Source organism: Paenibacillus sp. CECT 9249, from assembly GCF_918697855.1.
Lineage (GTDB): Bacteria > Bacillota > Bacilli > Paenibacillales > Paenibacillaceae > MSJ-34.
Map to the genome: position 1 here is coordinate 49,201 of NZ_CAKKLI010000013.1, position 12,361 is coordinate 61,561.

The window sequence follows — 12,361 nt, forward strand, 5'->3', positions numbered from 1 at the left end:
AAGCGAGGGAATGCATCGCAATGGGGAAAAGAATCTTTGCCATGCTCATGACGGTAACGCTGTTGTACGGCTTGATCGGGACGGTGGGTTCCGCTTGGGCGGCCGAGCCGGTCCCGATGGCTTTCGATGCAAGCGCGGCTCAGGCCGTGCCGACAACAAACGTGGCGCTTAATGCGCAGGTGACCGCATCGGGGCAATGCAACAGCAACGAAAACGCCAAATTTGCCGTTGACGGCAAAACCGATACGAAATGGTGCGACAATACGAAAGCCAAGATCAAATGGCTAAAGCTTGATTTAGGCAAGGTGTATACCATCAACGAATGGGTCGTGCAAAATGCCGGCATTCATGAAACAAGCACCAGCCCGTTCTGGAACACCAAAAATTTCCGGTTGCAAAAAAGCGATGACGGGCTCGAATGGACGGATGTCGATGTCGTCAAAAATAACGCTCAAACGATTGTCGACCGCTATCTTCCCGAGCCGGTCTCGGCCCGGTACTTCCGGTTCTATGTGAGCCAGGGAGCATATGACTCCAACACGGTTCGGCTGTATGAACTCGAATTGTACGGCGTGGAAGCCGGCCAAACGCCGGCGTATCCTCCTACGAATCTTGCTCCAATCGATTATGTGGATCCTTTTATTAACACACTCGGGGATAACGGGCAGACGAACCCGGGGCCGACAACGCCGTTTGGCCTTGTATCGCTAGGGCCTGACAGCGATGGCGGAGCGTTCAGCGGATACTACTATGAGGACAAACATTTGAAAGGTTTCTCGCATTTGCGGTTTAGCGGCGTAGGCTGCCAAGGAGGCGGCGGCAATATTCTCATGATGCCTCAAGTCCGTTCTTTCACGAAGAACAGCAACGAGTACAAGCAGCGGTACGACAAAAGCAGCGAACAGGCGTCTCCGGGCTATTATGCGGTGAATCTGGCTTCCGGCATCGGCGCCGAGCTCACCGCATCGGATAATGTCGGTTTTCACCGGTACAGCTTTCCGTCTTCGGCTGCGACGGGATCGGTGCTGATCGATCTCTCCAACTCGTATGCCGGCATGGTGGATGCCAACTTGAAGGTCGAGAGCGCAAACGAGATATCGGGCATGATCCAGTCGAAGAACGTCTGCGGACACGGATATTACACGATCTATTTTTCCATCCAGTTCGATCATGATTTCGAATCCTATACTTCTTGGCAGGGGGACGCGACCGGAACGGAAGCCGTGCGCACGGGCGCAAACAGCGGGGTATGGGTGAATTTCGATACCTCGAACAACAAGACGATTCAAGCGAAGGTTGGACTTTCGCCGATCAGCGTGGAGCAGGCGCGATACGAACGCGATCACGATATCGCGGATTGGAATTTCGACGCGCAGCATGCGAAAGTGAGAAATACTTGGAGCGAGCTGTTGAACAAAATTGAAGTCTCGGATGCCAATGAAGAGAACAAGCGGGTATTTTATACGCAAATGTATCATACGTTCCTTCATCCGAATAAGGTGAGCAGTTCGGTCGGCACCTTCAAGGCGGGAAGAGACGAGCAGACGATCCGTCAAACCTCGGAGCTCGGCGAAGACTTTGAATACTATAACGGCTGGACAACCTGGGACGATTTTCGCAAATATGCCCTGTTCTCCGTACTGGAGCCGCAAAAATACAACAATATGGTGAAATCCCTTGTCGATTTGTACAAGACGAGAGGATCCTATACGCAGTGGGGATCGGGATATTGGCCGAGCCCGACCGTAAGAAACGAATTTAACGGCGCGGTTATCCTGGACGCCTATGCGAAAGGGTTTAGAGACTTTGACGAATATACGGCGCTTCAGGGCATGGCGGTGGATGCGGATCATTTCTCCGTCAACGACAACGAGATATCGGGCAAGCTGGAGCAGGCGAGAAGCGGTTATTTTCCGATGAAATTGGCCGAGATGATCGGGGACCGGGACATGTATGAAAAATACAAAAAGGTTGCCTTGTCCTATAAGAAGCTGTGGAATCCGAATCAGGCCGATGAGAACGGGGACAAGCTCGGTTTCTTCACCCCGAACGGAACAACCGTGAACGAGGCGGATGTGACGAAAGTCAACAAATACGCTTATCAGGGCAACCTGTGGACGTACCGTTGGTCGGCCTCCCAAGATATTAACGGACTGGCCCAATTGATGGGCGGCAAAAGAGAGATGGCGAAGCAGCTTCAGGATTTCTTCAAACGAAACGAATATGTGGCGATTAACGAACCGGATTTGGAAGCTCCGTATTTGTTCAATTTCTTAGGGATGCCTTATTTGACCCAATATTATGTAAGGCAATATACAACGGAAGTCGTAACGCAAAGATATCATAACCACGGGCTGTATGCGCATCCGATCAAATCGCGCGTGTATCGCGCCGATCCGGAAGGCTATCTCCCGTCGATGGATGACGACGCCGGCGGCATGTCCTCCTGGTACGTGTACAGCGCTATGGGCTTGTTTCCCGGAATCCCGGGGGATGCCAATTTCCTGATCGGATCGCCGATATTTGCCGAGTTGACTTTGCATTTGGACGGCGGCAAAACATTCACGATCAAGGCGGACGGCGTTTCGAGCCGGAACCGGTTCATCCAATCGGCGACGCTGAACGGCCGGAACTTCGATCAGGCCTGGATCGGCTATGAGGATATTATGGCGGGCGGCATGCTGGAGTTTAAGATGGGGCCGGAGCCGAATTACGATTGGGCGGCATCGCCGGAAGCGGCGCCGCCGATGCATGACTATTCGGCGGATGTGGAGAACAATCTGTCCCGTCAGGAACTGATTGCCGAGCAATCGGAATGGAAGTATTACGACCAAGGGCGGGATGCCGGCGACGGCTGGACAAGCGCGGGCTATGACGACAGCGCTTGGGCCTCCGGTCCGGCGCCGCTCGGTTATGACAATAAAGGGTATGCGCAAACCGTTGTAAGCTATGGTCCGGATGCGAACCGCAAATATCCGACGACTTACTTCCGCACAACGTTCGACGTTTCCGATGCGAAGGATATACTCGAACTGGAAGCCGGCCTTATTCGCGACGACGGGGCGGTCGTATATTTGAACGGTCATGAAATCATCCGGACGAATATGCCGCAAGGTCCGGTGACGTATGATACCTTCGCCAACGGCACCGTCAACGACGAGCGGAATTGGAATACTTACCGGATCGACCCGGCTTATCTGACGGAAGGTGCCAATGTGCTGGCCGCCGAGGTGCATCAGGTGAATGCAACCAGTTCGGATATCGCATTCGTTTTCCGTCTGCATGCGGTGAAGCGGATGGAGATCCCGGATGCGCCGACCGAACCGGTTGTCGACGATAAAGCCAATACGTTCGGCTGGACTTTTGTGCCGGGGTATGAGAATGCGGCTGACTATCAATTCAGCACCGATGGCGGCAAGAGCTGGAGACCCGTAACCTCGAACCCGCAGACCGTGGGACCGGCGGCGTATGAGGCGGGCCAAGTGCAGGTGAGAGTGAAGGCCGATGAAAGCTTGAACCGGGCGGCAGGCAAGGCGCTGCTCTCGGATAGGCCTTATACTTCGGATATTCAGTGGGATGTATTCGATTTGGAAGCCGATGTGAAGCGAACCGGCAACATGGTGGTAGAGATTGCGGGAACGTTAAAAGGCAATTATGTCGACTCCGCCGTGGCCGTGATTCAACTCATGACCGGCGGGGAACAGGCGCTGGTATCCAGCGCCGTACCGGTAGAAACCGGAAGCTTCGAGCTTTCGCAGACGTTCAATGTCAATGCGAAGAAATTTCAGGTCAACATCTACTTGGTGGATGCGTATGACGGCAACATTTACAATTCGCTCTGGTTGGCGGAGCCGATCGTATCCCAGCCTGAGCCGGTTCCGGAACCGGAGCCGGAGGAGCCGGGAGAAGAGGAGCCGCGGCCGGATCCGCTTCCGGTGCCTGAGCCAGAGCCCGAGCTGCCGGAAGATCCCTTTGGGATCATCGAGTTCGAGCAGCGAAGCGATTGGTCGCAAGCGGTCAATTCTTTTAACGGCAACCCGCTGAAAACTGAACCAGGCAATGGCGGCACAGTCGTGGCTAATACATTTGACGGCGCGTGGTTGTCCTTTGCGGACATCGATTTCGGAAGCGTAGGGGCGAACCGAATCGCCGTCGAATATACGGCGCCTTCGGATCGGACACCGGCGGACGCCAGGCTGGAATTCCGGCTGGGGAGCGCGGAGGGCGAGCTTGTCGGCACGGCAGCGCTGCCGAATACGGGCAGCGGTTGGACGAATTTTGCCATATCCGAATCGAACTTGAGCCGAACGTTAACCGGCAAGCAGACCCTGTATATCGTAATGAAAGGCAGCACGAGTGGTTCCCGTCCTTATATCGGCAATTTTGACCGGTTCACATGGGAATATCAGAAGACAAGAAACGATTACGACGATCTGGAGCTCGAAACCTATAACGAATGGTCGACGGGGGTTAACCCGGCCAACAAAGGTCCGCTGAAGACGGAAAACGGCAAAAGCGGCCGGCAAGTGGCCAATACCTTTAACGGGGCCTGGCTGGCTTATAAAGGAATGGACTTCGGCAGTACGGGAGTGAATCAACTGTCCATCGAGTATTCGAGCAACAGTTCGAATTGCCCTGCCGATTCGACGGTTGAGGTTCGCCTGGGCGGCGTAAACGGCAAGCTGGTAGGAACCATCCCCGTCCCCCCGACGGGAAGCGGATGGGGAACCTACCAAACGGCGACCGGAAGTTTGACCGAGACGCTCACCGGCGTTCATGACGTTTATTTCGTGCTGAAGGGCACCACCGATTCCAAGTATATTTACATCGGGAATTTCGACCGGGCGTTTTTCAAGTAGTCGATCCAGAGGAGTTGTCCTGCAAGTCTCATCGCGAGACTTGCGGGCGCTCCTTTTTTATATTGAGGTTAATCCGAACAATTGTTGGGCCTTACTCGTAATTTCTAAACTAGATAGGAACGCTTGTACGTAGATGTAAATAAAGGTAAAATATAACTGCAATTGAATCTTGGGTCGGCATGGTTTCCCTTCGAAGGGAGGTGAAGCCATGGACGTGAAAGATGCATTAACGATCGTGTTCCTAAAGAGTCAATTTCATTATACCGCTGGCGGCTGGCGACTTGTCGGATGGGTGGGATAACGAAACGTAAACACGCTAATAGCCTGTAAATTGCCTTGTTGCCGGTGTAACGAAACTAAAACACGCTATTGAGGGGAAAAAGGCGGTAAAACGGTCGATTTCCAATGACAACGATACGTACTTTCGTTAGAATGGGAATGTCTTCATTTTGCGCCCTATAAGGATTGTTAGTTTCGTTAGCGCCAAACAAGAGCGCCGCGCGACTTGCCTTCGAAAATTTTAGGGAGGCGTCTTCTTCTATACCCAAACCATCCATTCGCCTTCGAAGCGAGAAAAAAAAAGATGTATGATCTTAGGCTTTGCTATAGTCAAAGATCAAAAAGGAAGGTTAGTTATGGAATCTAACCGGCTAAACAGTTCAGTGCTTCGAACCTTGCTTTTGTTAGACGAGGAGCAGAAATTGAACCTATGATGGACGTCTTTACATATATCATGGGGATCAGGAAAAGCATTGTATTGTAAAAATCTCATGGTCGGCTTGTGCCCAAACTACAAGGAGCGAATAATATGCTAGCAATTAGATTCACTCAGAAACTATTAAAAGATATGAAGGTATCTCCAGTTGAGCTAGGAGCGGTTGATCCGCTGTTTAGTTGGCATGTGAATATGTTGCAACTAAAGAGAAAGCACATCATATTTGTAAATGATTTGACTCGATTATGTTTTATCATCGATGGGATAAGAAGTTCTCAACTAGGCAAACTGCAAGAGAAATTTAAGTCAGAACTCAAAGAATACTTGCTGTTGCAGGGCCTAAAGAAAAGTCATATTGAACAATATTTCTTTGAAGCCGGAGAGATAAGTATTGGCAGAACAAATGATAAGAGTGTTCTGGGAACCATGAATGAGATGTCGCTTTATTCTAAAAATAAGGAGTTTGATCACACTTTTGATCTATGTGCATGGCTAAACTCATTCATTTACAAGCCAATTGATTATGAGGAACCCATGAAAGTATTCAAGAAAGCGCTTGAAGGAAAATATTCATAAACATTATTGTATGTTCATCACGGCGGATCGACCTTGGCTGATTCGCAATAAATTCGAACATTTGTTCTTCAAATAATTGGTAGATGATGGTATAATAGAGGAGTACATTGAATCTTGGGTGGGCATGGTATCCCTTCGCAAGGAGGTGATACCATGAAGGTAGAAGATGCAATCACAATCATGATTCTGTTCGCAACCTTTGTCCTTGCACTTTTAGCGTACATCGGGAATAACTACAAGAGAAAGTAAGAACCCACCCTAAGGTTAGCGCCAGAGGTGGGTTCTTATGCTGTTTAACTTAGAAGGGATATACCCATCCAAGCCAATTGTTCAGCCGAGTGTTTACCGCACTCGGCTTCTTTAAGAGTATGATAACACAACTGGAAATAGAAGTGAACTATAAAAACATTAATAAAACAAGAAATAAGAACGCTGATTTGTATTCCTTTTACAGGATAAAATGGAAGTACAATTGAATCTTGGGCGCGCATGGTCTCCCTTCGAATGGTCTTTGTTTTATTTAAGAATGTGATCTCATACATAGAAAGAAGGCTAAGCGAAATGCAAAAAGCGATTGTGGTTTATTTTTTAACAGAAAAGAAAAATAACCTTGATGAACTCAATACTTTATTAAATGAAGGATGGAAAGTTCTCAGTCAAAAACCAATGGGTGTTGGCGGAGGGAACAATGCCGCCTATTCGTTGGTGATCGTTGAAAGATAAACTTATTCGATGTTCGGAACAGTTGAACCCTTCGGACATTAGGTAGCGGACATCGTAACACTTCCGGGAGGAGGTTTCCTTGGCAACTCATATAATAAGGATAAGTCAGGAATCACTAATCGGCTCTTTTACGAAAGAAGCAGCCCCAGTATTAACGGTTTCCTCGGGCGATACGATCCGGTTCGAAGCATTAGACGCCGGTTGGGGGAGCGGTCCAAGCTATTATGAACGAACAAAACCATACTCGAGGAGAGCGGTCATCGACGGCGGACATGCATTGATTGGTCCCATTTCGATCAAAAATGCGATGAAAGGAATGACCCTTGAAGTACAATTTAACGATATCGTTCCCGGTTTATACGGTTTTACCGCAGCCGGTTACTATCCAAACTGGCAAAATCAGAAATTACAATTAACTGAATTTGAAGAAATTATCCTTGATTGGAATCTAGACGTTAAACGGATGGAAGGCACATGCATTGTAGGGGGAAAGCCTTTTACAGTTGCGTTAAAACCGTTTATGGGGGTCGTTGGAATGCCTCCCCAAGATACGGGGATTTTTTCTACTTTCCCTCCCCGGTTTTGCGGCGGAAACATCGATTGCAAGGAACTGGTGAAAGGAAGCTCTTTATTTTTGCCTGTTTCTGTTGACGGAGGATACTTGGCTATTGGAGATGGACATGCCTTGCAGGGAGACGGCGAGGTTAGTTGCCAAGCGATTGAATGCCCGATGGAAATCGTTGATATTACGATCTATTTACATCATAAGAAATTGTCTTATCCCCGAGCGAACACTCCGTCAGGGTGGATCACTTTTGGATTTCACGAAGATTTAAATGAAGCGACTGTTCAGGCATTAGATGGAATGCTCAATCTGATGGGGGAACTGTATGGGCTTAATCGCGTTGAGGCAATTGCTTTAGGAAGTTCTGTTGTCGATTTGAGAATAACCCAAATTGTAAACGGTGTCAAAGGCGTTCATGCCTGTTTGCCCCACGGTATTTTTAAGTAAGGAAGGAGGAATGAAATGAAAAGTATAAAGTCTCCGGGAGGCTCCATGTATCCTTATTTTTATAAGGGAGGGGAAGTTCATTGTCTCAAATACGGGGGGTTTCTAAAAAACAAACATCGATTGTTTGCATTAATGAGGGAAGAAGAAGAGTTTATTCGGAGAACGAACAAGCAACTTCGAATATGGATCGATCTTTACGAAACCAAAGTGACCAAGGAAGTACTAATAGAATTAATTCAAAGCTTGAAACGAATAAATCATCATATTCAAAAATTAACAATCGTAGGACTGCCTTTGATTACGAGATGGAAGCTGGATAGACTTATTAAGGGAGATAAGAGTACCGGTTTGAACATTACATATTTTAAAGATCCTGAGGATGCAAAGACATGGTTAGTGAATGAATAATGGCGAGGCGGACCTGGGCTGATTATGCCAGTAGCGGGTTGGAATCGGGAAGATCTTTTCAAACAAACGGCAGCGTTTTACGAGAACATAGGATTTAGAGCCGTATAGTATCTTGAGTCGGCTGAACCTCACGTTTGCCTTTATAGGGATTCGATAGAAATTGTCTTAACGAAATCCAAGAATGAGAACATTGTTCCGAATAGACTCATTCATGGCTACGGTTATGACGCTTATTTTGTTGCTCTTGAACAAGAATTCGTGTTTGAGGATATCGATGGCAGATGGATTAAAAGGTTATATTTTTAATGATGCGGAGCATTTGTCGACGGACATAAAGGAGAGGCTTACATGCAAGTGAAAATTAGCTTGACCGACGAAAGTACCAAATTCATCATAAACAATCTATACCCGTTATACTTGCATGATTTGTCTGAGATATGGGGATGGAAACCGAATCAATACGGTGTTTATGAAGACGATGACACGTTAACGTTGAGCGATCAAAATAAAGTTTTTGATATATGGTGGACGAAGCCGTCCGTACTATTTCCATACCTGATTAGAGTAGATAATATTCCGGCAGGATTTGCGTTAGTGGCGACGCCGCCATACACTCCTCATGGCAGTGATTATTATATGAATGAATTTTTTATATTAAGGCCGTACCGCGGCATGGGGGTGGCTCAAACCGCGGCGGTCCAAGTGTTTCACAACCACCGAAGTTCTTGGGAGTTGCAAACGAATCCAACGGAAAAGAATACGAGGGCGCAATCTTTCTGGAGAAAAACAATTAGCAAATATACTTCCGGATCATATCAAGAAGATTTCACAGAAACCGAAAATAACGGATATATGTTAATGTTCAGATTTAATAGCCCATCTTAATGCTCTTTGGATCATGCGGATCAATCGTAAGTTGTCTATATTGACCAGCACGATTCCGCCGATGATCACGATTCCCCCGATCACAGATAACAAGGAGATCGGCTCATGGTACAGGTAGGCGCCCAGGGCGAGGGCGATGAGCGGCGAAATATAGAGCCAGGTTGAGGGAAACACGGGATTCGTTTTGGCTACGAGCCAATAATAGATGGTGTGACCCGTCATCGAACCGGCGATGATTAAATACAGAAGCGAGAGCATCGCATTTGGAGCCAGCATCGATTCGAGGCGAACGTCTTCCGTTAGGAACGACAGAGCTAGCAGCAGACCTCCGCCATACATCATTTGTACCGCATTCAAGGCAATGGGCGAGGTATCCTGGAAGCGTTGTATGACGCGACGGGAATATAACGTGCCGGCAGCATAAGAAATTTGGGCTAACAAGATGACGATGCATCCGAGCGTCCATAGTCCGTTGAATGTGACGGCAATATCGGGCAAGAGCAGCAAGATCACGCCGGCCGAACCTGCGAGACAACCGGCCCAGGAGCTGCGGGACAGCTTTTGGCCTGAAATGCGGGTTTGAAGCAGCAGTATGAGGAGCGGCGCCGTTGCCGACAAGACCGCCGCAATGCCGGAGCTTACATGCTGTTCCGCCCAATACAACGGCCCGAATACGCCGAAGGTCAATGCCGCGCCGGTCAGCAACAGCTCTTTCCGAAACAGAAGCGACAGCTTTGCCCTTCTTTTCGAGACAGCCATCCACACAAATAAAATACTTCCCGCCAGAAAAAAACGAATGCCTGCGGAAAAAAAAGGCGGCGCACCCGCATCGACTCCTACCTTTACAGCCAAAAAAGTGGCCCCGAAAATGAGGCACATGACAATATAATTGATCAGAATCATTTCTACTCCTCCTATCTTTTGCCTTATTATAAATACGAGGAAGTAGAACAGATGAAAAATAACAGAACAGATTCCGAAAATGTCCTTTATAATAGTGGGGAGGAGGCGGGGCCTGTATGAGAAGCAACGATCTTGCCCATGTTCATTCGGATAAGCTGTTCGAACAAGTTTACGATTATATTCTGGAACGGATCCGACGCGGAGAGTGGAAGGCCCACGAGAAACTCCCTTCGATTCGAACGTTGGCGGCGGAACTCCATGTGCATCGGCTCACGGTGTTCAAAGCTTATCAAATGCTGAAAGGAAACCGGGCCGTATATGTAAAGGATAAATCCGGTTATTATGTTCAACCAGGCGGCAGTCTGCCCGTTGAAACGCAGCACGATCCGATCGTCTCGGCTTTCGTGCAGGAAAGCGGCCTCTCTGAAATTCATCAGGTGCAAGCCGTGTACCAATTTTCCAAAGCGCTGCTCGATCCGAATCTGTTGCCGAATCATTATTTTTCGGAATATGTGAAGAAAGTATTCGATATGTATCCCAAAGTGCTCGGCACCTATTCTACCGTCCAAGGAGATTTGGAGTTGCGGGAAGCTTTGTGCCGTTATTTTACGGATCATTATCGGTTCTATTTGTCTGCGGATGAACTGTTGATCACATCGGGAGCGCAGGAGGCGATCGACCTGATCGCCAGAGTTCTGGTCAAAGCGAGGGATGTCGTTTTGCTGGAGCGCCCAACGTACGCCCCCGCGATCGATGTGTTCCGAAGACAAGGCGCCCGGATGATCCCGGTCGAGATCGACCGGGACGGGTATCCGCTGGATTGGGTGGAGCGGCTCATGCAAACCTATAAACCGCGTCTGTTTTATCTCAATCCTACCTTTCACAATCCGACAGGTTACACGGTTCCGGCCGAGCAACGAAAGAGATTGGTAGAGCTCGCGCATCAATACCAATGTTTACTGATCGAAGACGATCCTTGTCCGGATATTTATTTTGAACAAAAACCTCCCTTGCCGTTTTTTGCCTACGATACGGCGGGATATGTCATTTATATTCGCAGCTTCAGCAAATATATCGCTCCGGGTCTGAGTATTGCCATGGTCGCATGCCGCCCGTCCGTTATGAAATACGTTGTCAAAGCGAAAGCATTATCCGATAGCGGGGCGCCGCTCTTGAACCAGAAAATCTTCTTGCATTATTTCTTCTCGGAACGGATGCAGCAGCATTTGGCAAAGCTGCGGACCGCCCTGGCGATTCGCAAGGAAATTATGGAAGACGAATTGTCGGCCGCCGGTTGGCAATGGTCCAGCCCAACGGGGGGATTTAATTTATGGATCAGGCTGCCCGAGTCGGTCCCGGTAGATACGCTTTTATCCAAGAGCATGGAGCAATCCGTTTCCTTCGTACCAGGCTCCATCTGCGATCCGCTCAGGTCCTATCAATCATGGATCCGATTGAGCTATTCCTATCTGAATGAACAACAGTTGCGGGAAGGCTTGAAACGATTCGTCAGCTTGTATCGTTCGTTGAAGTAGACGATTCTCTCAATAAGCGGCAACGCTAAACGGATGAAGCGTCCCTTTGATGGCGAACGACGCTTGACCGGTTTCCTCGGATACGACAAGGACGAGCGCATCGCATCGTTCGGTCAGGCCGATGGCCGCACGATGCCTTGTCCCCAATTTACGATCCGTTACGATCATATCGGTTAACGGGAGGATATTGGCAGCGGACACAACCGTTTCGGAGCGAACTAAGACGGCGCCGTCATGCAGCGGGTTTCCCGGATAAAAGATCGATTCGACGAGGGGATGGGATAACATCCCGCCAATCGGAACGCTGGAGCGAATAAGCGAATCAAGCGGATCGTTGCGTTCCACCACAATTAGGGCGCCATGCCTGCGTTCGGATAAGTTGCGGACGCAAATTGTCAAATCCTCGTATTTGGAGGTGTATGGGGATAGATAACATTTTAAGTAAAACGAAGCCGCCGTCGTAACAATATCTGTCATCACGGTTTTCATGCTTTCGAACTCTTGAAGGAGACATATGTTTTCGTTATTCAACCGATCGATATTGCGCTGTGCCAATGAAGATATTTCAGCAAGCCGGTTTAATAAATGTTCTTTTAATAAGGAAGTATTGCAATTCTGATTAAGCATCTGCCGAAACCTCGATTTTTCAAAATTAAGTTGTTTTCATGTTTCCCATAAGGGATCCCTGCAATACGCTTTGCCGTATTTCAAGAATGGAGAGGACAATCCATGAAAATCATGATCA

At 48.5% G+C, this 12,361-nt stretch carries 10 protein-coding genes; 8 read left to right on the plus strand and 2 right to left on the minus strand.

What is annotated here, in order from left to right; genetic code table 11:
- Positions 1-20: 20 nt before the first annotated feature.
- From LQ229_RS12080 to LQ229_RS12110, 7 genes are all read left to right on the plus strand, one after another.
- Positions 21-4,859 (plus strand): glycoside hydrolase domain-containing protein, encoded by a 4,839-nt coding sequence (locus tag LQ229_RS12080; RefSeq protein WP_230191850.1) that lies wholly within the window; start codon positions 21-23, stop codon positions 4,857-4,859.
- An 808-nt stretch (positions 4,860-5,667) separates the two neighbouring features.
- On the plus strand, positions 5,668-6,150 hold the full coding sequence (locus tag LQ229_RS12085) for a hypothetical protein (RefSeq protein ID WP_230191851.1): 483 nt from the start codon (positions 5,668-5,670) through the stop codon (positions 6,148-6,150).
- 180 nt (positions 6,151-6,330) lie between these two features.
- Positions 6,331-6,399 carry a putative holin-like toxin gene (locus LQ229_RS12090; protein ID WP_230191904.1) on the plus strand — a complete coding sequence of 23 codons (69 nt, stop codon included), beginning with the start codon at positions 6,331-6,333 and terminating at the stop codon, positions 6,397-6,399.
- 312 nt (positions 6,400-6,711) lie between these two features.
- Complete coding sequence (locus LQ229_RS12095; protein WP_230191852.1) at positions 6,712-6,873, plus strand: hypothetical protein; 162 nt, start codon at positions 6,712-6,714, stop codon at positions 6,871-6,873.
- 79 nt (positions 6,874-6,952) lie between these two features.
- A complete protein-coding gene (locus LQ229_RS12100) occupies positions 6,953-7,885 on the plus strand; it encodes an acetamidase/formamidase family protein (protein ID WP_230191853.1) in 933 nt (310 codons plus the stop codon).
- A gap of 15 nt (positions 7,886-7,900) precedes the next feature.
- A complete protein-coding gene (locus LQ229_RS12105; RefSeq protein WP_230191854.1) occupies positions 7,901-8,293 on the plus strand; it encodes a hypothetical protein in 393 nt (130 codons plus the stop codon).
- Positions 8,294-8,641: 348 nt separating this feature from the next.
- Positions 8,642-9,178 (plus strand): GNAT family N-acetyltransferase, encoded by a 537-nt coding sequence (locus tag LQ229_RS12110; RefSeq protein ID WP_216539291.1) that lies wholly within the window; start codon positions 8,642-8,644, stop codon positions 9,176-9,178.
- On the opposite strand, the gene LQ229_RS12115 is transcribed toward LQ229_RS12110, so the two are convergent.
- The gene (locus LQ229_RS12115) at positions 9,149-10,081 is read right to left on the minus strand and encodes an EamA family transporter (protein WP_216539293.1); all 933 of its coding nucleotides are present in this window, start codon (positions 10,079-10,081) and stop codon (positions 9,149-9,151) included. The two genes, LQ229_RS12110 and LQ229_RS12115, sit on opposite strands and share 30 nt — an antisense overlap.
- A gap of 116 nt (positions 10,082-10,197) precedes the next feature.
- On the opposite strand from LQ229_RS12115, the gene LQ229_RS12120 reads away from it, so the two are divergent.
- On the plus strand, positions 10,198-11,616 hold the full coding sequence (locus LQ229_RS12120; protein ID WP_216539294.1) for a PLP-dependent aminotransferase family protein: 1,419 nt from the start codon (positions 10,198-10,200) through the stop codon (positions 11,614-11,616).
- A 9-nt stretch (positions 11,617-11,625) separates the two neighbouring features.
- Here LQ229_RS12120 and cdaS read toward each other — a convergent pair whose 3' ends face one another.
- Positions 11,626-12,243: a sporulation-specific diadenylate cyclase CdaS gene (gene cdaS / locus LQ229_RS12125; RefSeq protein ID WP_216539295.1), complete on the minus strand. Its 618-nt coding sequence runs from the start codon at positions 12,241-12,243 to the stop codon at positions 11,626-11,628.
- Positions 12,244-12,361 lie beyond the last annotated feature (118 nt).

Coding starts and splice junctions, on each gene's coding strand:
- LQ229_RS12120 (WP_216539294.1), top strand. CDS start 10,198: ATGAGAAGCAACGATCTTGCCCATGTTCATTCGGATAAGCTGTTCGAA.
- LQ229_RS12095 (WP_230191852.1), top strand. CDS start 6,712: ATGCAAAAAGCGATTGTGGTTTATTTTTTAACAGAAAAGAAAAATAAC.
- cdaS (WP_216539295.1), bottom strand. CDS start 12,243: ATGCTTAATCAGAATTGCAATACTTCCTTATTAAAAGAACATTTATTA.
- LQ229_RS12080 (WP_230191850.1), top strand. CDS start 21: ATGGGGAAAAGAATCTTTGCCATGCTCATGACGGTAACGCTGTTGTAC.
- LQ229_RS12085 (WP_230191851.1), top strand. CDS start 5,668: ATGCTAGCAATTAGATTCACTCAGAAACTATTAAAAGATATGAAGGTA.
- LQ229_RS12105 (WP_230191854.1), top strand. CDS start 7,901: ATGAAAAGTATAAAGTCTCCGGGAGGCTCCATGTATCCTTATTTTTAT.
- LQ229_RS12115 (WP_216539293.1), bottom strand. CDS start 10,081: ATGATTCTGATCAATTATATTGTCATGTGCCTCATTTTCGGGGCCACT.
- LQ229_RS12110 (WP_216539291.1), top strand. CDS start 8,642: ATGCAAGTGAAAATTAGCTTGACCGACGAAAGTACCAAATTCATCATA.